Annotated in this window: 21 protein-coding genes; 13 read left to right on the top strand and 8 right to left on the bottom strand. The window is 54.5% G+C overall.

Annotated features, from left to right (window positions below; translation table 11 throughout):
• Window positions 1-196 precede the first annotated feature (196 nt).
• The 7 genes from ACR0DT_RS16265 (at window position 197) to ACR0DT_RS16235 (ending at window position 5,621) form a co-directional block, all read left to right on the top strand.
• Window positions 197-619, top strand: a complete 423-nt coding sequence (locus ACR0DT_RS16265; protein WP_480711768.1) for a cupin domain-containing protein — start codon at window positions 197-199, stop codon at window positions 617-619.
• 71 nt (window positions 620-690) lie between these two features.
• Window positions 691-1,032 carry a ferredoxin FdxA gene (gene fdxA, locus ACR0DT_RS16260; RefSeq protein ID WP_480711767.1) on the top strand — a complete coding sequence of 114 codons (342 nt, stop codon included), beginning with the start codon at window positions 691-693 and terminating at the stop codon, window positions 1,030-1,032.
• Between the two features lie 86 nt (window positions 1,033-1,118).
• Entirely contained in the window at window positions 1,119-2,168 is a 1,050-nt protein-coding gene (locus ACR0DT_RS16255) for a TRAP transporter substrate-binding protein (RefSeq protein ID WP_480711766.1), read from the top strand.
• 59 nt (window positions 2,169-2,227) lie between these two features.
• Window positions 2,228-2,830, top strand: a complete 603-nt coding sequence (locus tag ACR0DT_RS16250; RefSeq protein WP_480711765.1) for a TRAP transporter small permease subunit — start codon at window positions 2,228-2,230, stop codon at window positions 2,828-2,830.
• A gap of 29 nt (window positions 2,831-2,859) precedes the next feature.
• A complete protein-coding gene (locus ACR0DT_RS16245) occupies window positions 2,860-4,224 on the top strand; it encodes a TRAP transporter large permease (RefSeq protein WP_480711764.1) in 1,365 nt (454 codons plus the stop codon).
• A 14-nt stretch (window positions 4,225-4,238) separates the two neighbouring features.
• Window positions 4,239-5,063 (top strand): formate/nitrite transporter family protein, encoded by an 825-nt coding sequence (locus ACR0DT_RS16240; protein ID WP_480711763.1) that lies wholly within the window; start codon window positions 4,239-4,241, stop codon window positions 5,061-5,063.
• 3 nt (window positions 5,064-5,066) lie between these two features.
• Window positions 5,067-5,621: a redoxin family protein gene (locus ACR0DT_RS16235; protein WP_480711762.1), complete on the top strand. Its 555-nt coding sequence runs from the start codon at window positions 5,067-5,069 to the stop codon at window positions 5,619-5,621.
• A gap of 1,162 nt (window positions 5,622-6,783) precedes the next feature.
• Here the strand turns inward: ACR0DT_RS16235 and ACR0DT_RS16230 are convergent.
• The 6 genes from ACR0DT_RS16230 to ACR0DT_RS16205 form a co-directional block, all read right to left on the bottom strand.
• On the bottom strand, window positions 6,784-8,610 hold the full coding sequence (locus tag ACR0DT_RS16230) for a BCCT family transporter (RefSeq protein ID WP_480711761.1): 1,827 nt from the start codon (window positions 8,608-8,610) through the stop codon (window positions 6,784-6,786).
• Between the two features lie 122 nt (window positions 8,611-8,732).
• The gene (locus ACR0DT_RS16225) at window positions 8,733-9,740 is read right to left on the bottom strand and encodes an Ldh family oxidoreductase (RefSeq protein WP_480711826.1); all 1,008 of its coding nucleotides are present in this window, start codon (window positions 9,738-9,740) and stop codon (window positions 8,733-8,735) included.
• A gap of 51 nt (window positions 9,741-9,791) precedes the next feature.
• On the bottom strand, window positions 9,792-10,442 hold the full coding sequence (locus ACR0DT_RS16220; protein ID WP_480711760.1) for a DUF3726 domain-containing protein: 651 nt from the start codon (window positions 10,440-10,442) through the stop codon (window positions 9,792-9,794).
• Window positions 10,439-12,130 carry a hypothetical protein gene (locus ACR0DT_RS16215; RefSeq protein ID WP_480711759.1) on the bottom strand — a complete coding sequence of 564 codons (1,692 nt, stop codon included), beginning with the start codon at window positions 12,128-12,130 and terminating at the stop codon, window positions 10,439-10,441. The genes ACR0DT_RS16220 and ACR0DT_RS16215 overlap by 4 nt, the downstream gene beginning before the upstream one ends.
• Before the next feature lie 14 nt (window positions 12,131-12,144).
• Window positions 12,145-13,122 (bottom strand): membrane dipeptidase, encoded by a 978-nt coding sequence (locus ACR0DT_RS16210; RefSeq protein WP_480711758.1) that lies wholly within the window; start codon window positions 13,120-13,122, stop codon window positions 12,145-12,147.
• On the bottom strand, window positions 13,122-14,573 hold the full coding sequence (locus tag ACR0DT_RS16205) for an aldehyde dehydrogenase family protein (protein ID WP_480711757.1): 1,452 nt from the start codon (window positions 14,571-14,573) through the stop codon (window positions 13,122-13,124). The genes ACR0DT_RS16210 and ACR0DT_RS16205 overlap by 1 nt, the downstream gene beginning before the upstream one ends.
• A 107-nt stretch (window positions 14,574-14,680) precedes the next feature.
• On the opposite strand from ACR0DT_RS16205, the gene ACR0DT_RS16200 reads away from it, so the two are divergent.
• Window positions 14,681-15,577 (top strand): LysR family transcriptional regulator, encoded by an 897-nt coding sequence (locus tag ACR0DT_RS16200; protein WP_480711756.1) that lies wholly within the window; start codon window positions 14,681-14,683, stop codon window positions 15,575-15,577.
• Between the two features lie 224 nt (window positions 15,578-15,801).
• Here the strand turns inward: ACR0DT_RS16200 and ACR0DT_RS16195 are convergent, their stop codons facing one another.
• Together ACR0DT_RS16195 and ACR0DT_RS16190 are read right to left on the bottom strand one after the other, a co-directional pair.
• Window positions 15,802-16,350 (bottom strand): isochorismatase family protein, encoded by a 549-nt coding sequence (locus tag ACR0DT_RS16195; RefSeq protein ID WP_480711755.1) that lies wholly within the window; start codon window positions 16,348-16,350, stop codon window positions 15,802-15,804.
• A 12-nt stretch (window positions 16,351-16,362) separates the two neighbouring features.
• Window positions 16,363-17,223, bottom strand: a complete 861-nt coding sequence (locus tag ACR0DT_RS16190; protein WP_480711754.1) for a HalD/BesD family halogenase — start codon at window positions 17,221-17,223, stop codon at window positions 16,363-16,365.
• 129 nt (window positions 17,224-17,352) lie between these two features.
• On the opposite strand from ACR0DT_RS16190, the gene ACR0DT_RS16185 reads away from it, so the two are divergent.
• The 5 genes from ACR0DT_RS16185 to ACR0DT_RS16165 all read left to right on the top strand — a co-directional run bounded on the left by ACR0DT_RS16185 (window position 17,353) and on the right by ACR0DT_RS16165 (window position 23,960).
• Window positions 17,353-18,222: a LysR family transcriptional regulator gene (locus ACR0DT_RS16185; protein ID WP_480711753.1), complete on the top strand. Its 870-nt coding sequence runs from the start codon at window positions 17,353-17,355 to the stop codon at window positions 18,220-18,222.
• Between the two features lie 417 nt (window positions 18,223-18,639).
• The gene (locus tag ACR0DT_RS16180; RefSeq protein ID WP_480711752.1) at window positions 18,640-20,163 is read left to right on the top strand and encodes an aminotransferase-like domain-containing protein; all 1,524 of its coding nucleotides are present in this window, start codon (window positions 18,640-18,642) and stop codon (window positions 20,161-20,163) included.
• Window positions 20,164-20,343: 180 nt separating this feature from the next.
• The gene (locus ACR0DT_RS16175; RefSeq protein ID WP_480711751.1) at window positions 20,344-21,846 is read left to right on the top strand and encodes a CoA-acylating methylmalonate-semialdehyde dehydrogenase; all 1,503 of its coding nucleotides are present in this window, start codon (window positions 20,344-20,346) and stop codon (window positions 21,844-21,846) included.
• A gap of 482 nt (window positions 21,847-22,328) precedes the next feature.
• Complete coding sequence (locus tag ACR0DT_RS16170; RefSeq protein WP_480711750.1) at window positions 22,329-22,835, top strand: TRAP transporter small permease subunit; 507 nt, start codon at window positions 22,329-22,331, stop codon at window positions 22,833-22,835.
• A gap of 75 nt (window positions 22,836-22,910) precedes the next feature.
• Window positions 22,911-23,960 carry a TRAP transporter substrate-binding protein gene (locus ACR0DT_RS16165; protein ID WP_480711749.1) on the top strand — a complete coding sequence of 350 codons (1,050 nt, stop codon included), beginning with the start codon at window positions 22,911-22,913 and terminating at the stop codon, window positions 23,958-23,960.
• Window positions 23,961-23,962: the final 2 nt, after the last annotated feature.

Here is a 23,962-nt window from a genome sequence, read left to right as displayed (position 1 = left end):
ACTTTCAGATCTGCCAACAGTGATGATGTCTAAGACATTATTTTAATAGACTTTAAGTGGATCTAGGCACCGCGTGTATTAAGCGCAATTTTCCAGTGAGGTGACTATTTGGAAACATAACTTGTTGACTCACGTAATTCTGGAAACTAGTTTTCACGCAGGAAACATGGTTTCCAGTCGCATCAAGGAGTGAGCAATGACCGAGAAACGCAAGCCCAAGGTTGAACCGACAATTGGTGGATCTGTTTACGTCGATCCGAAAGGAATCGAATGGGGTCCGAGCCAGTTCGAAGGTATTCAGGTAAAGGTTCTGTACGAAAACAAAGAAGAAGGCGAAATGACCTGCCTTCTGAAGTGGGAGCCGGGCGCAACCCTGCCGTTTCACAAGCACCCTGAGCTAGAGCAGTCTTATGTTCTGGAAGGCTCGTTCTACGACCACGACGGTATCTGCCGCGCCGGTGAGTTCGTATGGCGCCATCCGGGTTCGTACCATCAGACCTATTCGGACGAAGGCTGCGTCCTGCTGGCCGTCTACCGTAAGCCCAACATGTTCGAAGAAACTGCTGGCTTCTACGAAGACGACGACGCCAAAGGTTGGGGCGAAGAGTTCGAAGCCTAAAAAATCCTGATTCTGCCCGCACCTTTGGTGCGGGCAAAGTCACATTACGACGCTCAATTCGGAATACAAAAATGGCATATATCGTTACGGAAAGTTGCATCAACTGCAAGCATCAGGATTGTGTCGAAGTATGTCCGGTGGACTGCTTCTACGAGGGCGAGAACTTTCTCGTTATTAACCCGAATGAGTGCATCGACTGCGGGATTTGCGAAAGCGAATGCCCGGTGGACGCCATCATGCAGCACACTGAGTGTGAAAAGAAATGGGTCAGCATCAATGTTGCGGCCTCCAAAGTCTGGCCGAACATCACAACCAAGGGCGAAGTGCCTGCGGACGCTGAAATGTGGGCGGACGTAAAAGACAAGTTCGACCTTTTGTCCAGAAAAGGCGCAAAGAGGGCCTCCACTGGTTAAGCCAGTGGGCGTTTTCACGTTTCAACCGGGCTCATTGCCCCAAAAAAATGCACAAAAAATACATCTAAACCCAGCAGGAGGATAAAATGCTAGGAAAGACAATCAAAACCATCGCGGCGCTGTCCGTTGGTGCGTTGATCGCCGGTGCGGCAATGGCAGAAGACAAGCCAGTCCGCTGGAAAATGCAAAGCTGGTTCCCCAGCAAGGCCCCACATGCGGGTACTGTTGGTCGCGATCTACAAGACAAGATCAAGCGGGTTTCAGGCGGCAACTTCCAAATCCGCTTTTTTGAACCAGGCGCACTGATCCCACCATCCGAATGCTTTGATGCAGTCAAGGCGGGCTCTATCGATCTGTGCTATTCGACGCCTGCCTATTGGTATGGTCGCGAACCTGCGTTCGCACTCTTCTCAGCCATTCCATTCGGTCCCGATTGGCCGGGTATGTTGGCGTGGTTCAACAATCACGGCGGCAAGGAAATCTATGAAGAGCTGTACGCCAAGCACAACATGCACGGCATTCACTGCGGTGGCATGATCCCGGAAGCATCCGGTTGGTTCAAAGAAGAAATCAACTCGGTTGAAGACTTCGAAGGCCTGAAAATCCGCTTCCTGGGTCTGGGCGCTCTGGTGCTCGACAAGCTGGGTGCTTCGACTCAGTTGCTGGCAGGTGGAGACATCTTCCCGGCGCTGGAACTGGGCACCATCGACGCCACCGAATTTGCGGCACCGTCGGTGGATTGGAACCTGGGCTTCTACCAGATCGTTCAAAACTACTATTTCCCGGGCTGGCACCAGCCTGCAACTATCTACGATCTCATGATCAACAAAGACAAATGGGATGCGTTGAGCGATACGCAGCAGGCTCAGTTGGAAATGGTTTGTGGCGACAACGTACGTCAGGCCATTGCCGAAGGTGAAGGCGCTCAGCCTGAAGCACTGGCGAAAATGGTTGAACAAGGTGTCACCATCCACCAGTGGTCACCAGAAATTCTGGCGGATCTGGAAGCAACTTGGGTCGAGGTCGCGAACGAACTGTCTGAACAGGACGAAACGTTCAAACGTGCATATGACTCGTACCGTACATGGCACGATCAGCATAAGACCTGGAACGACGTCGGTTACCTCGACCGCTAAAGTAAGAAACCTGTAATTGCCCCGGAGCACTGACAGGTGTTCCGGGGAGTTTCTACCCAATGAAAGGGTTTCCGATGCAAACCTTAACGAACCTCTGCGTTTGGTTGAATCACCTCATCTGCAAGATAGGCCGTGCGTCTAACTGGGCTGCGCTGGCATTGATGGGGGTCATCATGTTCGACGTTGTGTCACGCCGGTTCTTTGTACTCGGGTCGACAAAACTGCAGGAACTTGAATGGCATTTTCATATTATCCTGTTCGCTTTTTGCCTTGGCTATGGCTATCTCGCAGAAGCACATGTCAGGATCGACCTGTTCCGCGGTTCACTGTCTGAACGCGCACAACACTGGGTCGAACTAATCGGCTGTACACTCATCGTCGTACCCTACTGCGCCATTCTGGTGTATTGCGGCGTTCTCTTCGCGTGGGAATCCTACGTTACCGGAGAAATTTCGTCAGCCGGTACCGGTCTGTCGGACCGCTGGATCATCAAAACACTTTTGATGCTTGGAATGCTGACCCTGTTGCTGAGTGGCTTGGCCGTCATCATGCGACGTATCATCTGGCTGTTTGGCAGCGAAGAACAGCAACAGCTGATCGCTGAGCGACTGCGTGAGTCAGTCGGCCTTGACCAAAGCACCCCCGAGAGCGCGGCACACTAAGCTGGCCCGCCAAGAAATCGGAAAAGAAAATGACCTTCATTGATCTACTGCCAGCATTCATGTTTGCTGTGCTCGCTGTACTGCTGTTTACCGGCTTTCCCGTGGGCTTCGTTCTGGGTGGAGTTGGCCTGCTGTTCGCTGGCTTCGGCTACTTCCTGGATGTGTTTTCGCTGGGTGAGTTCTTCAACATCTACATCCGTATCTACGGCGGTGTGGGTGAGAACCTGATCCTGACCGCGATCCCGATGTTCATCCTGATGGGCACAATGCTGGAACGCAGTAACGTGGCTAACGATCTGCTCTACTGCCTGCAGATCCTGCTGCGTCGCATGCCTGGCGGGTTGGCTCTGGCCGTTACCATGATGGGAACGATCATGGCCGCAACAACCGGCATCGTGGGCGCCAGTGTTATCATGATGACGCTGATGGCTCTGCCCGTCATGTTGGAGCGTGGTTATTCCAAGTCACTGGCCACCGGCACGATCGGTGCTGCGGGGACGCTGGGTATCCTGATTCCTCCAAGCATCATGCTGGTTATCATGGCTGACCTGTTGTCGACTTCGGTTGGCACCCTGTTCGTCGCCGCCTTGCTGCCAGGTCTGATGCTGGCCGGGTTGTTCATGGTCTACATCTTCTGTGTCGGCTATTTCAATCCTACCGCCGCGCCCTCGATCGGCGTGGACGAAGGCCCGGAAAACACGGTTGAACTGATCAAGCTGGTCTTGCGCAGTTTTGTGCCGCCGATCGCGCTGATGTTGCTGGTTCTGGGTTCCATCGGCTTTGGCTGGGCCACACCGACCGAAGCATCCGGTGTTGGCGCCTTTGGTGCAACTTTGCTGGCCTTGTTCAACAAGCGTCTGAACATGAAAGTGTTAGCTGACGTTCTGCGCCGCTCGATGATGACGAACGCGATGCTGTTCCTTATCTTTGTGGGTGCGACCGCGTTTGCCTATGTGTTCCGTTCGCTGGGTGGCGACTTCCTGTTCGAGGACTTCGTGCACGCGATTGGTCTGGGTCCGTGGGTTGCGCTGTTCGCGGTGATGGGGATCGTGTTTATTCTGGGCTTCTTCCTGGAATGGATCGAGATCACCCTGATCGTTATCCCGATCTTTGCCCCGATCATCGCTGGCCTGGATTTCGGAGATCACGTGCAGTCGAAAGACATGCTGACCTGGTTCGCGCTTCTTGTAGCGATCAACCTGCAGACATCGTTCCTGACACCACCTTTCGGGATCACCCTGTTCTACATGAAAGGGATTGCCCCGGTTGGCGTGACCATGACGCATATCTACAAGGGCATCATCCCGTTCGTTCTGATCCAGTTGGTGGGTCTGGCGCTGGTGATCTCCTTCCCACAGATTGCGCTGTGGTTGCCCGGTGTCGTGTTTGACTAAAAGGGTCTGAAACCTTGTCCTATCAAGACACAATCAACGCTTTTGCCTCCACCGCGGAGGCAAAAGCAAGGCTGGCCAGAAATCACCCTCTGGCCTTCGCCATTCTTGCAGCCAAAGCCGGCGCGTTTATCGGTTTCGGCATCCTGCTGATCTTTTCGGTCGGTCAGGCCGCACTGCTCGAGCTACGTCCGCTGATTATGGGCGCGTGTTTCGGCATTGCACTTACCCTGGTGATCTTTGCCGGTGCTGAGCTGTTCACTGGCCACACTATGTATATGACCATCGGTCGTCTCGAAAATCGCACGGATATGGGCGCACTGGCTCGGACCTGGTCGATGAGCTGGGGCGGCAACCTTCTGGGTGCATTCCTACTTAGCGTTCTGTTCGTCGCCGGAGGCGGGGGGCTGGTTCTTAGCAATGAATCCACTTCCGTTCTGATGGCAGTGGCCGAGAAGAAAGCAAATGCTCCTGCACTGGAATTGATTTGCCGTGCAATCCTTTGCAACTGGCTGGTGTGCCTGGCGATCTGGTGCTCGCAACGTACGCAAAATGATATGGCGAAATGCGCCATCATCTTTTGGTGTCTGTTGGCATTCATTGCGGCAGGTTTTGAACATTCCGTCGCCAACATGACAGTCTTTTCGGTATCCATCCTTGCCGATGCACCCGGTTCGGTTTCCGTCATGGATGCCGTACGCAACCTGCTTTTTGTGACCTTCGGCAACATCATCGCCGGGTCGGTCATCATGGGGATGGGATACTGGGTGGTTGCGGCGCAAATGCGTGAAGAGCCGCGCGAAAATATCATTCCTGAAACAGGCGAACTTGAGGAGAAATAATCTATGTCCAGAATTGGTATGAAACTGCCGGAGGTTACATTCCAGGTCAGAGAACGGGATGAAACCATTGGCGGTGACAACCCGTTCAAATGGGTCCACCCGACCACTTCTGATCTGTTCGGCGGCAAACGTGCGATCCTGTTTTCGCTGCCCGGAGCCTTCACGCCCACCTGTTCGACCTATCAGCTTCCCAATTTCGAAAAGCTGATGCCAGAGTTCCGTGAACATGGCGTGACGGACATTTACTGCATGTCCGTGAACGATTCATTTGTCATGAACAAATGGGCACAGGATCAGGACCTCTCGAACGTAAAAGTCATTCCAGATGGATCGGGTGAATTCACGCGGAAATTTGGCATGCTGGTGTCAAAAGACAATCTTGGATTTGGCATGCGATCCTGGCGTTACGCTGCCTTGGTCATGGACGGAACAATCGCTGGGTGGTTCGAGGAACCCGGATTTGAAGACAATTGTCAGACAGATCCGTACGGGGCGAGCAGCCCCGAAAATATTCTTGATGCTCTAAAGCAAGAAAATCCGTTCTTGCAGATTGCATAGGCCGTGAACGGCAAGAAGCGTCGGCAGGATTATTTTCTGCCGGCGTTCATCTATGCCAGATAGCCGACCGTTGTTAGTGTGATTTCCAATCTGGAGATTGCAAGAAGGGGTCGTTGACCCCCTTGGCGCAACGGGTTGCCACTGCGTTGCGCGAGCGTTGACTAAGGATGCGGGTCTGGCGAGTGGCACATCTTTGTTGGTCAGCAGGACCATTATGGATTTCAATACCTGAATTTCCTGGATGCTACTTAGCTAACCCCATTCACATCAATCGGGCGACGTTCAACTCGTTTTCGTTGCGGGTTGGGGCGCTTTGAACGAAAAGAAATTCGAACGGAAGAGGAAACGGAACAGGGACGCACCACGTTCTTTCCGAGCGTTGTTGATCAGTTCGAAATACTGTGTGTTGCTGAGCATAGTTTTTCTCCTTGTGTTTGTGCACCCAAGGTAGCTACTAGATTGGTAAAGTAGGATTACCAATTTTGCATAGCCGTTACCCGACTGAAGCAGCAGATGTATTCGAATTACTTGTTTTAGCTCGGCCCGGGAAAAACGTTTATTTTTTGATGCGGAACAACCCTCACTGCAGCAGCTACGGGTCCAAATACTTCAACGACTAATCGGGGGTTTTGAAGTGTGACAAATCACTGCGCACAGCTTTGATGCGCATTCGATGATTCTGTCAGTGGCGACAGAAACTGTGGGGCAAAAAGCACAAGTGGACAGAAATTCGGTTACGTGGATAGTAGATGAAAACTGGGTATTAAGCCGGCCGTCTTCCAAGTATAATTTTGACGTAAAGCATGAAACTTCCAATCCTGATTGCGAATTGGAACCGTACAGCCACCCTTCCCGATGACTTGCAAATCTTGGCTTCCCAAACCTACAGCAATTATGAACATGTTGTTTAGGACGGATGTTCCAATGATGAAAAACTGAAGCGGCTCATGAGTGAAACAGATCGGCGCTCTATGACGTTTTGGAGTGGGCGGTGCACCTACTCTCGTCATCAAGAACCTGCGGAAAGTACCTCAGCCCGTTCGGATCAACGCCGGACCGAAGTGAGCCTAGAGGGCTCACTTCATGATTAGTGCCACAGAGGTACGAAGAAAAACGCCGCCTGTACAGGCGGCGTCATTGATGTTGATTTGATGATAAGGGACTACTCGGCCGCTTGCGCTCCGGCACCCTCGTGCTTTTCGCGTTGTCCGTCGCGATAAAGCGCCTTGGCCAGAGAGATGCACATCAGGCCCATCACCATGGTGAACGGCAGAGCACCGATAATCATGGCGTTGCGCAGTGCGTCCATCGGGTTATTCTCACCCGCCGCAAGGATCAACGCGCCGATCACAGCGGTCAGGATCACACCCCAGATGATGCGATGCTTAACGCCGGTCTCCTGGCTGCCGCCCGACATGATTGTGTTCATCACCAGAATTCCCGAGTCCGCAGAGGTCACCAGGAAGGTCATGATCAAGATCACGCACATCACGTTCAGCATAGACAACAGACCACCGTCGATCATGTAAGACAGGGTCACGAACAGCTTGTTGGTGTTCGATGCGCCGATGATCGCACCCTCTGCCGCGCCGGCCAGTTCCAGATCAATTGCAGTGCCGCCCAAAACGGTCATCCAAGCAAAGCAGACCAGCGCCGGAGCGAACACGCAGCCCAGGATGAATTCGCGCACGGTGCGGCCCTTTGAAATGCGAGCCAGGAAGAGGCCCACAAATGGCGAGAACGCAATCCACCATGCCCAGTAGAACGTGGTCCAGCCCGACTGCCAGCCAAACTGACGGCCCTGCTCACCCGCGGCATACGCAGCGGCCAGGGTTGCTTCGTCCAGTTCGGCGGCTGCGCCTTCCAGACCGCTTTTGAAGCCGTCAAAGCTGCCCCAGGCGTTGGTTGCGCCACCCATCAGGTCATTGGCGTGTGCCTGAGCCTCGACAGGCAGAGCTGCTGCAAAGGCCTCAGCCGAAAGCGGACCGTAGGCACCAAAGCTAAGCGAGAGGAAGTGGAAGATATAATCAACCATCGCTGAGCCGTACGTGGTCATGGCGAAGACAAATGAGCCAAACACCACAAACGTACCCAGTAGGATAATCGACAGCACAAGGTTCAGGTTCGACAGATACTTGACCCCGCGGCCAACACCGGACACAGCCGAGATGATCGACAGCATCATAATGACGACCAGACCCGCAATCAGGCCCACCTTGGATGGCGCCGGCACCTCACCGCTCAGGTCCATCACCCATTGCATTCCGGTAATTGCATAGACCCCGTCGATAAATTGGCTAACACCATAGCCGATGGTGACCGACACACCCAGAATGGTGGCAACCACACCCAGCACATCAACCACATGACCCAGAAAGCCGTTCATCAGCTTGCCAAACAGCGGCGTAAGCGCAGACCGGATCGTCAGTGGCATGTTGCGCGTATAGGCGTAGTAGGCCAGCGACAGGCCGGTCACCACATAGATTGCCCAGGCGTGAAAGCCGTAATGCAGATAGGTATAGCGATAGGCCGACTGAACCGCCTCGGGCTCATTGCCCGGAACATGGCCAGCAACCACCACGGGGTTCGAGCCCCACAGACCCAGCGGTTCGGCCGTTGCAAACACCATCAAGCCCACGCCCAGACCGGCGCCGAACATCATCGAGAACCACGAAAAGTTCGAAAATTCGGGCTTTTCGCCAGGCGTACCCATGATCCGCTTGCCCGTACCTGGGAGGATGGCCACCACCGCCAGGAAAAAGAAAAACAGCCCCACGATGATGACGTAGAAGCCGTTGAAGCTTTCCAGAAGTTTGCCGTTCCAGCTGCCCAGCGTGCCATTGGCATTGGCCGGAAAGACCAAAGCCCAAAGCACTAGCGCAACCATGATCGCCTTACTTATCAGCGCAATTGGAACGCTGTAGTTCTCATAAAAACCATCATCCGCGGTTTTTATCTCTAAGTCCGTAAACGGTTCCTTTATCGACATCTCTGTTCTCCCTTGTCGGTATATGGCTTGTTATTTTCTTTGGAAGTGCGCCATTCCGGCGAAGTTTACAGGTGGGGCGCAGTTCAGTTTGTCCTTCTCCGTCCGTTTTTCGCTTCTTCGCGTCACAGAAGCGCGCGGACCTTTTCCAGAAGGGCGGCGTTGACAGCGACACCTTCTTTTGCGGCACTCTCCCGGAATTTCTTGCGACCGTCACCCGGCAAGCGAGCGCCGTCTTGCGAGCGAACCGAGTCGATCAGCGCAGACAGCTTGTCCTGAAACAGCCCGCCCGACGTCGCCTGCGGATCAATTGCGATGAAGAACTGACCGGTTTTCGGCGGGCCGCCCGCCGTGCCCGAGAACGGGCTTGCCACTGACCCCAGCGCAGCACCTGCCATTGCAGCGGCCATCAGCTCGACCGTCAGCGCAATGCCCACGCCTTTGTAGCCGCCCGAGGGCACCATCGAGCCTTTCAGGCCAGCCTCGGGGTTGGTGGTTGGTTGCCCATCGACATCCAGCACCCAGCCTTCGGGAACGGGTTGACCTTCGCGGGCGTGTTTCATCACCTCGCTTTTCGCGATTGTGCTGGCGGATTGATCAATCAGCAGCGCAGCATTGCCGTCGGCATCGGGGGCGGAGATAGAGAAAGGATTGGTGCCAACAACGGGCTTCGCACCCCCCGAAGGCGCAATCGAGGCCGGAGCATTGGTAAAGCCAATACCCAGCAGACCGGCTTGTGCCAGACGCTGCGTATGCACGCCCAGAACACCGCAATTGTATGAGTTGTTGACTGCAAGAACCGCAACACCCTGTTCGCGCGCCAGCGGGATCAGTTTTTCAAAACCCTGATCAATCGCGCTGTGGGCGAAACCCGTGGCGGCGTCCACCGTGACGACAGCGGGGCGCGGTTGCGCGACCACCGGTTTTGCGGTGCCATCCACCTTACCGCATTCAACATGCTGGGCGTAGATCGGAATATAGGCCAGCCCATGCGACGCCACCCCATCCGCTTCGGTCATCGCAGTAGCGACCGCCAGAGGGCGCGCGTTTTCCTCGGATGTGCCGGCATTGACCAGCGCGCGAAAGGCCAGATCTTCGATTTCGGACAGAGACAGGGTTTCGGTGGCGATCATCATGTGTTCCCGTTCGTGTGTGTTGTGCACCCCTTGGGGCGGGGCCGCATTTCAGTCGTTGTCACTCAGGCCCGCACCGGCTCCGCGCAGGCGGCTTTCCTCGGTCGCGGGGGCGAAAGTGCGGTGGGCAAAGGCGCTGAGTCTGTTCCAGTTCTGCTCGGACACATCGGCGCGCAACACCGGTTCTCGACGCCCGGTCATCTCGGCAGGGGCGGAAAAGACCAACCTCTCCGCGTGGCGCGCGTCCAACGCTTCGAGCGTTGCTTGAACACAAACCTGCCGCCCGTCGGTTGCCAGCCGTGCGCCCTGCCATTCGGCTGCTACCGGTACACCCAGACGCAGTGCGGCGGCGCCCATGAACGGCACCGCCAACAAGGGCAGGCTGACGTTTTCCATAGTAATCGAGCCCCGATCCATCAGGCGCACGGCGCAATCGCTCAGCGATGCCCCGGCGATCAGCGGGCTCATCCGTCGGGTGGGGGCGCGCCAAATTTCGGCGCTGAGCGATACGGGCGACACGTCAATCGATGGGATGCGGTCGTTCATTTCTAGCAGATCGGCCAGCATCCCGGCTCCGGAAAACCCGAAGGCCGACAGCCAGCGCGTGCCCTTGGCGGCCTCTTCGGCCAGCCCCCAGGACAGGCCCGCACCACGCGCGGCGCGTTTGCTCATGGCTTCGATTTCGTTCAGAGAATGGCTCATGCCGCGGTCCCTTCAAGTTCGGGGAAGACCCAGAAATCGGCATTTTCCGACGTCAATTCGTAGGGCAGGGGGGCATTTCCATACATGCAAATCCGGACCCAACGATCTGAGCGGGGATCAAACTTGGTCGCCCCGAAGAAGGACAGCTTGCAGCGCAACATGTCGATGGGCAGCACCCGGTCCGAGATCGTATTGTCTCGGATTTCCGCATAGGGCGCGCGACCCACAATTTGGACGCGACGCAGAACATGGCGGTGTTCAGGATGGTGCAGAAGGAAATCCGCAACCTGCGCGTCGCCCGACCAATGGGCGATGGCCTGATACAACAGCGCCGCATCCCGTCCGGGGGCCAGAGGCTGCTCGTATTCTTCAATGGGTTCCTCGAAACGTTCGCCCAAGCGCGGTTCCAACTTTTCTTCCGAAACGTACCAGGCACGGGCCTTGCTGGCCGGGGTCGTCCAATCCGTCTCGATTGCCCAGCCGTAGATATCCTTTAGCAGAGCCCGCAGGTCGCCGATCTTCATGGCGCCCGAAATTCGGAAGGTCGCGGTGTTGTCTGCCGCCATGCTTTCGGCGAACCCGTCCACCAGTACTCCGTATGGTTCCAGGATCAGCGAAGCGATCCATTCCTGCCCTTCCAGGGTCAGGTTCGTCTCGGCCCACAAATACAGCGCGTTCCAAGGATAATTCGCGCCAAGATCAGCGCTGGCCAAATAGTTGGTGACCTTGGAGACGTCACCACGGAGAGCAACCAGTTTTTCAATCTGGATCGGGTGTTCGGAATGCCACGTTTCAACGATCTGCGTGTTGCGCGCCAACATTTCCCGAAACAGAGTGATCTCCGCCTCAGTTGCCTTTTCAACCGAACGCACGGCCTGAATGGCCCGCTCGCGTGCCGCCATCCAGTTGTTGAACAGCACCGGGTGGTTCAGCAGGAACGGCGCCATGCCCAGACCTGTCGAATTGCCAATACCGATCGAACGGGCAATCCCGGGGTCCAGCTGCGCAGCTTGGCTTCCGGTTTTGGCCGCACGCGCGTCGGCCATGTGTTGCACCAGATCGGTTATGAACCAGCGCGTCAAATAGACCGAGAGCATTTCGACCTGGAACGGCACGCGAAATTCAGGGCGGTCGGCGATCATCTCGCGGTCTGCGGCCCCCAGTTTTCCCGAGCCGTAAACGGCAGTCGTGCGCATCAGGTAACCGACGTCTTGGATTTTCGAGACTGATGGCTGACGTCCCTCAGCCAGTTCGCTGACGACATGTTCCCACAGACGCACGGACCGATTTGCGCGTGAGACCGACAATTCGGTTCCAGTCACACGCCCGGCTTCCTGCACCGGGATATTGTGCGACAGGCGTTCGATGTCGCCCGCAGTTGGGACACCATCGAACAATGTGAAAGTGGCGTCCCAGGCCTCGGCAATCACCCGGTCTGAACGTTTCTCGGGCGGCAGGTCATGGGCATAAGCGATCAGCGAATATGATGCGTCCGGCCCGTGGGCGGTATAAACGGCATGACCGACACCGTTTTCGTCAATCTCGAACGCGGTCTGTTCAAACCGCCAGTTTTCGCGGGCCAACCGCCGTGTCAGAATGCGCATGAATGACAGGCGCGACTGGTGCATTGATCCCAGCCGCGCTAGGCGCATCACCAGTTTTGGGTCGCGTTTGGAAACGTCAGTCATTCGGTTTTGCCTCCTCAGCTTTCCGATGGCCCGAAGTTCTTATCGAAGAAGCGATACCAATTACCGCCCATGATCCCGGCGACTTCGTCGGTGTTTAGGCCGGTTTTAAGCAAGCCGTCCTTGATATTCCCGAAATCACGGTTGTCCTGGAACCAATCAGGCATGCGCGGGAACCCGGGGGCCGACGCAGAGCCTTCGCCATAGTCGATCTCTTTGGTCCAGCGACCGACGCGCATCCATTCCACTATGCTGTCGGGCTGATCCTGACACAGATCCGTGCCGATCCCCAATTGCTCCACACCGTATTTGTCCGCGGTTCGCGCGATCATTTCGCAGAAACTCTCAAGCGTGCAGTCAGATTTGTTCTTGAGGTGGTGAGGGTAGACCGAAAAGCCCAGCATACCACCGTTTTCGGTCACGGCCCGGATCACCGTGTCCCGCTTATTGCGAAGGGCGGGGCACCATTCGTGCGGGTTGGCATGGGTGATGGCGATGGGACGTTCGGAAATCTCTGCCGCCTCGATTGTTGAACGATCTGCCGAGTGACTCATGTCCACAACAAGGCCAACTCGGTTCATCTCTTTGATGACCTGCTTGCCCATGCGGGTGATGCCGGTGTCTTCGGCCTCGTAACAACCCGTCGCCAGTAGCGATTGGTTGTTATAGGTCAGCTGCATGAACCGCGCGCCCAGATCGTGCAGGATTTCTACCAGCCCGATATCGTCTTCGATAGGTGAGGGGTTCTGGAAGCCAAAAAACACCGCCGTCCGGCCGGTTTCGCGCGCAACGTTAATGTCGCTGGCCCAACGGCCCTTCATGATGAGGTCGGGGTATTGCTCGAACCAGCGATTCCACCGCTCAAAGTTCAGTACCGTTTCACGAAAGTTCTCGTGATAGGCGATGGTGACGTGGATCGCATCCACGCCTCCTTCGCGCAGTTGGCGGAAAATCTTTTCCGACCAGTTCGCATATTGCAGGCAATCGACCAGCATCAATCCGGCTTTCCGGCGCTAATGTAGGCGGTCTTGACCGCGGTGTAGAACTCGGCCGCAGCCTTGCCCTGCTCGCGCGGGCCGTACGAGCTGTCGCCGCGACCGCCGAAAGGTACGTGATAGTCGGTGCCAGCGGTGGGCAAGTTCACTGTGACAACGCCGGTGCGTGCGTTGCGTCGGAAATGCGTGGCCCGGGCCAGCGATTTGGTCACAATTCCCGAGGTCAGGCCAAAATTGGTGTCGTTGACGACGCTCAACGCTTCATCATAGCTGCCGACCTTGATGACGCTGGTCAGCGGTGCGAACATTTCTTCACGGTTGATGCGCATGTCGTTGTTAGTGTTCAGGAACACGCCGGGGTTCATGTAGAAACCGTCATGCGGCATTTCCAAACGCTGACCGCCGCAAGCCAGTTCCGCGCCTTCGGATTTGCCCAGATCGACATAGGCCAGATTCTCGGCCAACTGCTGCTGGCTGACGACGGGCCCCATCTGAACCCCTTCCTCCAGCGCGTGGCCCACTTTCATCGCCTGCGCACCCGCGACCAGCTTTTCTACAAACGCGTCGTGAATGCCAGCGTGAACCACGAGGCGGGAGGAGGCCGTGCATTTTTGCCCTGTGCCACCGAATGCCCCACCAAGGGCCAGTGTTACTGCCAGATCCAGATCGGCGTCGTCCATGACCGCCAGAGCGTTCTTCGACCCCATTTCCATCTGAACCTTGGTCAGGTTCTGGATGGCCGCCGCCGCAATTCCCTTGCCGACCGGAACCGAACCGGTGAAAGAAATTGCGTTAACCTTGGAGCTTTCGACAAGGCGCTGACCGATCGAGCGGCCCGATCCCATCACAAGGCTGAACAGACCCTTGGGGATGTCCTGACGGTTGATAATCTCAGTCAAAGCCACCGCCGAGGCTGGCGTGATGTTGGCGGGCTTCCATACAACTGCATTGCCATAGCACAGCGCCGGAGCGATCTTCCAAGAAGCGGTCGCCGTGGGGAAGTTCCACGGGCTGATGATGGCGACGACGCCCACAGCCTCGCGGCGCACATCAACTTCGATGTCGGGTCGCACGGAATCGGCGTTCTCGCCAATCTGGCGCAGACATTCAGCGGCGTAATAAGTGAAGAACTGACCGGCGCGATACACTTCGCCCTTACCTTCAGCCAGCGGTTTGCCCTCTTCCCGGCTGAGCAGGGTGCCCAGTTCCTCGGTACGGGCCATCAACTCGTTGCCGATTGCGTTCAGAACCGCCTGCTTACGCTCAAGCCCATATGCGGCCCATTCCGCCTGCGCCACGCGCGCCTGATCCAGCGTTGCCTCAAGCTGATCGGCGCTGGCTTGCGCAAACATGCCAACCAGGTCGCTCAGATCAGATGGATTGCGGTTCTCGATTTCGCTTTCACCTGTCAGCCATTCGCCAGCGATCAGGTTCTTTTGGATGTCAGCCATAGCTGTGTCGCCTCATTCAGAAAGTGTTGATTAGGTATGGACCTCTTTGGAGCTATCAATCAAACTAAAATTATTGAACATTACTTCAGTTGAATTGAAATGGTCGGATGACGCTTAAAATCGAAATGCTTCGCGGATTTGTTGCAGTCGCACGTTGTGGAAACCTGACAGACGCGGCTTTGGTCCTGAAACGGACCCCGTCAGCCGTGTCGATGATGATGAAGCAACTGGAAACCCATCTTGGAGAACCGCTGTTCGAAACGGACCGGAAAAACAAACTCACTGCGTTGGGAGAGTTCGTGCTCGAGCAATCCGAGCAAGAGGTTCAGCATTTCGACAATACGGTTCGTTCTATCGAAAACTTCGCCGACGCCAGCCTGGGTCATGTTCGAATTGCAACGGTGCCCTCAGTGGCCGGTACGATCATTCCACAGGTTTTTGCCCGTAAAATAGAAACTTATGACAAAGTCCGAATTGACCTGCGGGATATGGACTCCAAATCTGTCCTGCATGAATTGTCGCGCGGGCGAATTGATATCGGAATCGCAACACTGAGTGTTAACGGGTCAAGCCTGCACAGCCGACTTCTGTTGACAGACCGGTTCGGCGTTCTGGTTGCCCCTGATCATCCGCTGGCGAAAGACACCGGCCCCGTTGATTGGCGCGCGCTGGAAGGAGAACGTCTGATTGCCAACAGCCTTTCAGAAAGCATACCGGGCCAAGAAGCAGAAAACCTGCATGCCAAATCGCGCATTTCGGCCCACAACCTTACGTCTATTCTGGGGATGGTCCGGGCCGGTATTGGCGTAACAATTCTGCCTGAAATGGCCGCAATCTCATTTGGTCCAAGCGAGCTTGTGTTCCGCCCATTGGCAGATGAGATCGCGAAACGCCAAATTCACCTCTTGCGCAAAGCGGGTTCGGCATTGTCACCCGCAGCACGCAAACTGGAGAATGATATTATTGAAACGGTTGAGGCATTGACGCGAGAGCATCAATATTGACGGTCAGCCAGAAGCCTTCAGAGAAACACAGCTACCAAGACGTCAAGCGACATGGATAGCTGAGGGTAAGGGGCTGTCTGTGGCATCGGAGTGTTCCGAATGAACAAAGGCAACACTTCATAGATCAAAAAAGGGGCTAAAATTACACTGTTTTTCAAAAGAGGTCCGCATCGGGCTTTGTCGCGCAACTGTGAGCCAAATTGCGCTTGCCACAGCAGCGGATATTACAAGGCCAGAACGTCTTTTGTAGATTTCACATCCGCGATCTCGCCTTCAAGCGTTGCCATACTGACCGAGTGAACCTTGCTCGCGCTGTGGGACTGCCCATCCGGTCCGGTAAGCCCGTAGGTCCAGACCGCATCGGCCGCATAGATGGGTTGATACCCAAGATCAGCCGCACTGCGCGTGGTCGATTCAACACAATGATTGGCGGTCGCGCCGCAGAGCACGACGCGCTCGATTCCAGCGTCTTGCAGAATTGTCTGCAATGGAGTTCCCACAAACCCACTGCTTCCCGTTTTAACGACAGTCGGCTCGTTTGTAGCCGGAGCCGCGAACGGTTGAGCGGCACATCCCGGGGCGTCGGGGTGAAACAGATCGTCGGGATCTGTACCATGATGGTGCACATGAACGACTGTGTTGCCGTCACTGCGAAATTTTTCCAGCAGCTGAGCAATGTTGCTTTCTGCTTCGGGGCAAGACCGTTCCGCACCCGATGCATCCTCATGCGCAAGCGCCATCTGTACATCAATCACCAGAAGTGCGGTTTTCATATTTACCCGTCCTTAACCTGTTGTTGCAGCCTTGCGGCTGGCCAGTATGTCTTCCACCCGCTTGCCATAAATACGAATGCTGATCTCGTCGTCGATGACAGTGCCAGGCTGTTCGTCATAAGTCATGGTGGCTGTAATGCGCGGGTGCTTGCCTTCAACTTTGGTCACACCATGCAACGAGTATCCACCGCGGAACAAAGTCAATGTCCCCGCCCCGCGCGAGAATGACTGCGCATGGGACATGTCGCCGTCCAGCAACCGGTCTACGGCCTCACGGTCTTCGTCCTCATCTGTTCGGGAGTTCGGAAGAAAGGTGAACTCGCCTCCTTTTTCGGCGGTTTGCAACAGCAATGTCACCGTGCACTCGCTCGTATCATAATGCCAGGCGTGACCGCTTCCGGGTTGCAGGGCGACGACGTTGAGCGCTTGGAACTCGTCAGCGCAGCGATACAGCTGATCTTTCATCTGCACTCGCCGCACAAACTCGGTCAAAAGATCCGAATGGTAAAGCTGCTTGAGGCCTGTCTCCGCCGGTATCTGATCATCTGCAAGCTGCACCGCGCTATGGATGAACTCCTTCCGGCGTGGATCATTATCAGGCAGCGAAGGGTCGATCGCACCTTGATAGATATTTCGCTTTACATGCAGGACTTCAGCGGTCGGCAGCAGCGCATTCGCTTCTGCGTTTACCTTACGCAAAGCATCAGTGCGCAGAAAACCTTTCAGATTACACCAGCCATTGGTTTCGATGCTGCGCTGACATTCGGCCAGAAACGCTGCGCCCGGATCATTTTCCAGATCGGCTAACGGGTAACGGTCGAGGTCTATGAAATCCAGTGCAACATCCCGTTGGGTTTGGCTGGCGTCATTCATGATGACCTCCTTCAAGAAAACACGACCGGTCAATGGGCAGTGACCTAACCCGATACTATGCAGAGACTTCAGGGTCAGATAAAACGAAAGAATATGCCCCCATGAACATAAAAAATTTATGGAAAGTGAATGCGCCACAACTTGAACCTTAACTGGCTGCGAAGCTTCGAAGCTGCCGCGCGATTGCAGAGCTTTACATCGGCGAGCCACGAAGTTGGCCTGACCCAGACCGCCGTAAGCCAGCATATCAAAGCATTGGAGGCACAGCTTGGTGACAAGCTATTTGTGCGTCGCCCCAAAAGCCTGCAACTGACCGATGTGGGTAAAGCCTATCTGCTGTCTGTCCGCGAGGCCCTGAGCACGATTGAAATGTCGACCACCGGCCTGTTCGGCCCCCGAAAGGCGGTAACGATTACAGTACGGGCCTCAATGGCCTTCATCATGTGGATCTCTCCACGGTTGGACGGATTTTTGCGCGATCATCCCAATACCGGCGTCAAACTAATGACCTCAATCTGGAAGGATTCATCGGATATACACCCGGTCGATGTCGATATCATATTGGCATCCAAAGATTATGCAGGCGCTAACCATGAGCCGCTTTCCGAAGAAGCAATCGTGCCGATTTTCAATGCCACATCCGACATCGAGACAAAGCGCCCTGAAGATTTGTTGCAGCACCCTTCAATTCATATTCTAGGTTTTGACGATCACTGGACGCGCTACCTGTCCACATTCTCACTGGAACCGAAAAACCCTGCGGTGCGGTTGGTCACCGACACGTCGACCGCTGCAATCGGGATGGTTGCTGCCGGGTTGGGCAGTGCCGTAGTTATTGAACGGTTTGCGCAGCAGGCGATTGAGACCGGGCAGAACATTTGTATCGTCGGTGAGGCAGTGGCCCTGGAGCAATCACACTACCTTCTCCGCAAAGAACATTGCGCAGCCAATCGCCCGCAAGTCGATGCCTTCAAGTCGTGGCTTCGGCAACAATTCTGAGTTTTGAGCCCAAATGCAGAGATTGATAAAACATTGGGACAATCCCCGTGTTTTCCCACTGATCTTTAGGAGGTCAATTCTTGCCCCGTAGATGATAGCGTGAGACGATCGGGGTAAAGTCCGAGCCAACATGCAATCGAGGGGCGTTCATGTGCCAAGGCGATCTCAGGCTATCTCCAAATTTCTGGGGAAGCAAAACGGCTGATTTGACGCCGTGCCTTTCCTTGTCTAAGGCGGCCAAAATCAATGGTGCTGAAAGTTGCAAGGTAAAGCAGCAGCGCTTTATCCCCATCAGGTGTCGGTGATGAGAATGGATAGCCCAAAGATTTCCCTTATTCCAGGATCCGTGCACAATTCACGTAGATCCGGTGTCGCTTTGATAGTGGGACCAGTGTGTTACCAAACGGCCAGTTCATGATGAGCAAGAAACTCTCCATAAAAAGTCGCCCAGAGACGCTTGAAACACAGCGCCCAGCGTCAACCCTGGTCAACGTGATGAACATCGACCGCGATGACACACTTGGTATTCGTGATCAGATACGTGCGGAATTGGCCTATTTGATTTCAAGCGGTGTGCTGCAAAACGGGGCGAAATTACCGTCCTGCAGGGCGCTTGCGCGGGATCTCAGTGTTTCGGTGAATTCTGTATTGGGCGCATATTCCCGGTTGGTTGACGAAGGCACGATCATTTCGAAGCCTAAATCTGGCTACTACGTCTCGCTCAATCTGAACCGAACCCAGACCACAGCGGATCGGGAAAGCAGCGCGGAATTTCCAAACATCGTCGAGAGAATAACCAGAAGGCGATTGCCATCAGAAGCGGGGTGTATCACACGGCCTGCGGACTGGCCGGATTACCAGTTTCCGTTTGTGTGTAACCAAGCCGCTTCGAACAGATTTCCCTTAGCAGAATGGCGCGAATGTTCCCGTCTTGCACTGAACATGCGTGATCTGAGCAATTGGACGGGTGACAACCAGTATCGGGATTCCGATACCTTTATAGAGCAAATTTGCAGTCGATTATTGCCGCAAAGAGGGATCGTCGCGAAACCTGAAAACGTGCTGGTAACCATGGGCGCCCAGCAGGCCATCTATATTGTGGCAGCCTTGCTTCGGGGCTTTGGCCGCGTAGTTGCTATCGAAGATCCGGGGTACGCGGATGCGCGCAATATATTCGAGCAGACTTTCGACGAAGTCAGGTACATACCCGTCGATAGCGAGGGCCTTGTCGTGGATGACCGGCTGGCCGGATGCGATCTGGTCTATGTGACGCCAAACCGTCAAATGCCGACAGTGCTGTCCATGTCCCAGACGCGAAAACGTCAACTGCTGGAAATGGCAAAGAAAGAAGATTTTCTGATTATCGAAGACGATTACGAAGGGGATATGGACTTTGATGAGAACAGTCTGCTTCCGCTGTATAGCGGCCATTCTCAGGGGCGTGTCATCTATACTGGCAGCCTATCCAAAAGCCTGGCTCCGGGTTTGCGGCTGGGTTATCTGGTTGCTCAGGAATCTTTGGTTCAGGAAGCGCGCGCCCTGCGTGGCATGATGATCCGCCATCCCCCGCACGTGATTCAACATACCGCATCTCTATTCCTGCGTTTTGGCCATCACGAGACTCATCGGGCAAAGTTACATCAGATTTTCAACGAACGCTGGCACGTTACATCACAGGTCATTCAGGAGCTGTTCCCTGACTTTGAGTTGCAATATGAATATGGCAGTACGAACTTTTTTTTCTGCAGTACGCAGGGGCTTAGCGCGCACCAGATCGCTGAAGCCGCGCGTCAAAGGGGTGTAATAATCGAGCCGTCGAGCGTCTGTTTTTCTGATAAAAACAAGGGCGAAATTACATTCCGGCTTGGCGTATCCGCCGTTCCAGCAGGTCAAATCGAACAGGGACTTCGCACCTTGCGCAGTGCCATTGATGCACTCTAGCTGTGCCCACAAATAAACTCATCTGTATCTATCCAACAGTTCAACAATTTCACCCTAATTGGTGGGCAAGACCAATCGGGCTGGTCTGATCAAGTCACTTGCCCCCGCGAAAGCAAGTTCCTTTCTGTTTTGACTCACCGTGCCCAAAGGTCTGTCAGGTTGAAATGAGAGAGGTGACTGATGAATATTCTGGGGCACTTTGTATCGAACGAATTTTGGCCAGGTGTTAGCGACCGGATTTCTGAAATTATAAACCCGGCCACCGGTGCAGTGACGGGAAAGACAGCCCTCGCATCCTTAGAAGATGTGGACACCATCGTTAAAGCGGCGGCCGAGGCGGCTCCGTCCTGGGCTTCCACACCACCTGCTAAGCGCGCAACGATAATGTTCGAGTTTCGTGACCTTCTTAAAAGTCATACCAATGAACTGGCTGAGCTGTTGTCGTCTGAGCATGGCAAGACACTGCCGGATGCAAAAGGTGAGATTGCGCGTGGTATTGAGGTTGTGGAATTTGCTTGCGGGATTCCCCAACTTCTGAAGGGCGAGTACTCAGAATCTGTTGCAACAAATGTTGATAGTTTTTCTGTCAGACAGCCTTTGGGAGTTGTCGCTGGAATAACCCCATTTAATTTTCCCGCGATGGTTCCATTATGGATGTATCCGGTTTCCATTGCCTGTGGGAACACATTCGTTTTGAAACCTTCAGAAAAAGATCCGTCCGTTGTAATGCGCATCGCTGAATTGCTGGCACAGGCCGGAATGCCACCGGGTGTGTTCAATGTTGTAAACGGAGACAACGTCGCTGTCGACGCGCTTCTGGATCATCCTCTTGTCGAAGCGGTCAGCTTCGTCGGCTCCACTGCGATTGGCCAGTACATATACAAGCGTGGCTCAGCGAACGGGAAACGTGTTCAGGCGTTGTGTGGTGCAAAAAATCATCTTGTGGTCATGCCGGATGCGGATATCGAACAGGTCACGGATGCTCTTATTGGCTCGGCCTATGGCTCTGCGGGTGAGCGATGTATGGCGATTTCCGTTGCCGTACCCGTAGGTGAAGACACCGCAGACCGTTTGGTCGAAACCCTGGAGCCCAGAGTACGAGCATTGAAAGCCGCTCCATTTACCGATCCGTCTTCGGAACTTGGTCCTGTGATTAGCAAGCAAAGTTACGAGCGCATCCATTCCTATATAGAGCAGGGCATTGAAAAAGGCGCGCAGCTTGTTGTCGACGGGCGGGATATCTCGTTGCAGGGCTACGAAGAAGGTTATTTCATCGGCGGATGCCTTTTTGATCGCGTGACGCCGGATATGCCTATCTACAAGGATGAGATCTTTGGCCCGGTTCTTTCCGTGGTTCGCGCTGCAAACTACGAAGACGCGGTCAGCCTGATTAACGATCATGAATATGGAAACGGCACGGCAATTTTCACTCGCGATGGCGACACAGCGCGGGATTTTTGGGCGCGGGCGCGCATAGGTATGGTCGGTGTAAACGTTTCAATCCCAGTTCCAGTGGCCTACCATTCCTTTGGCGGGTGGAAGCGGTCTCTGTTCGGCGATCATCACATTCACGGTATGGAAGGGGTGCGATTCAACACCCGTCTCAAGACCATAACCACCAGTTGGCCATCTGGAATTCGCACTGGGGCAGAGTTTAACTTTACCGCTGGCAAAGACACCTGATTCAAACGTTAGTCGACCCGGCGCTTTCGGCAAATTACCAGAAACTAACCTATAAGAAATTGGTGTAAAATTAGTATTTTACGCCGATGTTGATATTGCACGTGAGTACGGCTCAAGACAAACATTGCTGGAAAGTGTTATTGGTCGCCGGCAATGGTTTGTCGTTCATCTGTACCTATCAACACTTGAATTATCAGCTTGATACCAATTCAAAAACATGTTTTTTCTCTATTTATCATAATCTTAATTGTTACATTGATCTGTGCCCATATTTTCATCGATCTGTGCCTTTCGTTTGCAACCCCGCATAAACTTAACTTGACGCAAGGGGGACGATGCAAGCCTTCTGCGAAATGAGGGGTTGCGCCTGCTCACGTATGGAACGCATCATATTCCTTCTAGGAGGACAGAGCCGGGCCTGCGGAAGCGTTGTAGCGCCTTGTTCAAAATAGGCATTTTCACGGGGAGGACACAGCGTGCTGATGCGAGGACTAGATGCTCTAACCAGGGGCATATCCGAATTCGCGGGTTGGATCGGATGGTTTCTGATTTTGTATTGCATGGCGTTTGGCGTCTCAGACGTTTTCATGCGTTACCTGCTTAACAACCCATCGCAGTGGATTGGCACAACATTGCAGGCAGCAATGGTGCTGTTGGCATGTGTGGGCGGCATCTACTCGCTTCAGCATGATAGTTTTGTGAAGCTCGATCTCTTCTACGCAAATGCAACGACGCGGAAAAAGGCGATCCTGGACGTTCTGACCGCGCCGATTGCAATCCTCTTTCTGGTTACGCTTATCTGGAAGGGGTATGAAGCGGGCGCACTTTCGCTGATGCTCAACCAGTGGACGCCGACATCGGTTCCGATCCCGATCTATCCCATCAAATTTGCGATCCCCCTCAGTGGCTTCTTTGTTCTTCTGATCGTCATAAAGAAGCTTTTGGTGGATCTGCAAACAATCTTCGGCGGCGAACCCGATGAGGCGTAAGCCGGAATCCGGCTTCGTCTTCATCCTAACAAGTTCAAAACATAAAAATCATCTCTGTAAACAAGGAGGATACAAATGAAACTAGATAAATCCATAAAGACAGCCTTTTGGGCCGGTGCTCTTGCCACCAGCGCAAGTGTTGCCTTTGCTGCGGACGGCCCGCCAGACGAGGTTACCGAATGGGTTTTCCAGCCAGCATTTGACCAAACCGACGCCGGTTGGGACAACGGTCTGATCCCATGGGTCGAAGCTGTAGAAGAAGCAACTCAGGGTACTGTCAAAATCCGTGTTGAGCCTGCGGGTGCACTGGTTAGCGGCGCCGAGGCTTTTGCCGCTGCAGCTGCTGGTCAAACCGACGGCTATGCCGGTTGGGGATCCGTTTATGGCGGTGACATGCCTGAAGGTATGCTGGCGTTCGGTATGGCAATGGGTGCCAACAACACCGAAGAAGCATGGGAAGTGATGTGGGGTAACCCTGATTATCGCGTTGGCGATATTGTTCAGGAAGCTGCACATGCGCGTAACCTGCACTGGGCTGGCTGGACCAACCAGGGTCCGAACGCAATGTTCACCAAATTCCGGGTCGAAAAAATGGAAGACCTGGAAGGCCACAAAATGCGCGCAGGTGGTCCTCAGGCGATCTTCCACTCGACCATGGGCGGTGCACCGGTTTCCATGAACGGTGGTGAAATCTATACCGCCATCAAACTTGGAACGATCGAAGGCACCTACTGGGATACCGGTGGGATCGACGACATGTCCTTCCAGGAAGTGATCGACTACGCGATCATGCCCGGTTGGAACCCTGCACAGCATCAGGAAATCTTCATCAACCTGCAAAGCTGGAATGCCCTGACAGACTGGCAGCGTGAGCAAATCGACGGAATTTTCGAAGAAACATACTTCGAAACCAGCCGCATGCACGCGGAAGGCGTTGAAGAAGCGCTGCAAATCCTCCGCGATGCCGGTGGCGAAGTGATCATGCTGAGCGACGAAGAAGTTGCAAGAATGCGCGAAAAATCCATCGCTGAAGTTTGGCCGCAAGTTGCTGCCGCGTCGAAAGGAAACGCCAAGGGCGTCGAAATCTACAAGAAGTTCCTCGAAGATAAAGCTGCAGGGAACTAATC

This window comes from Ruegeria sp. BI11, assembly GCF_056538005.1.
The sequence above is the reverse complement of the archived record's forward strand: the minus strand, read 5'-3'. Positions and strand labels throughout refer to the sequence as shown.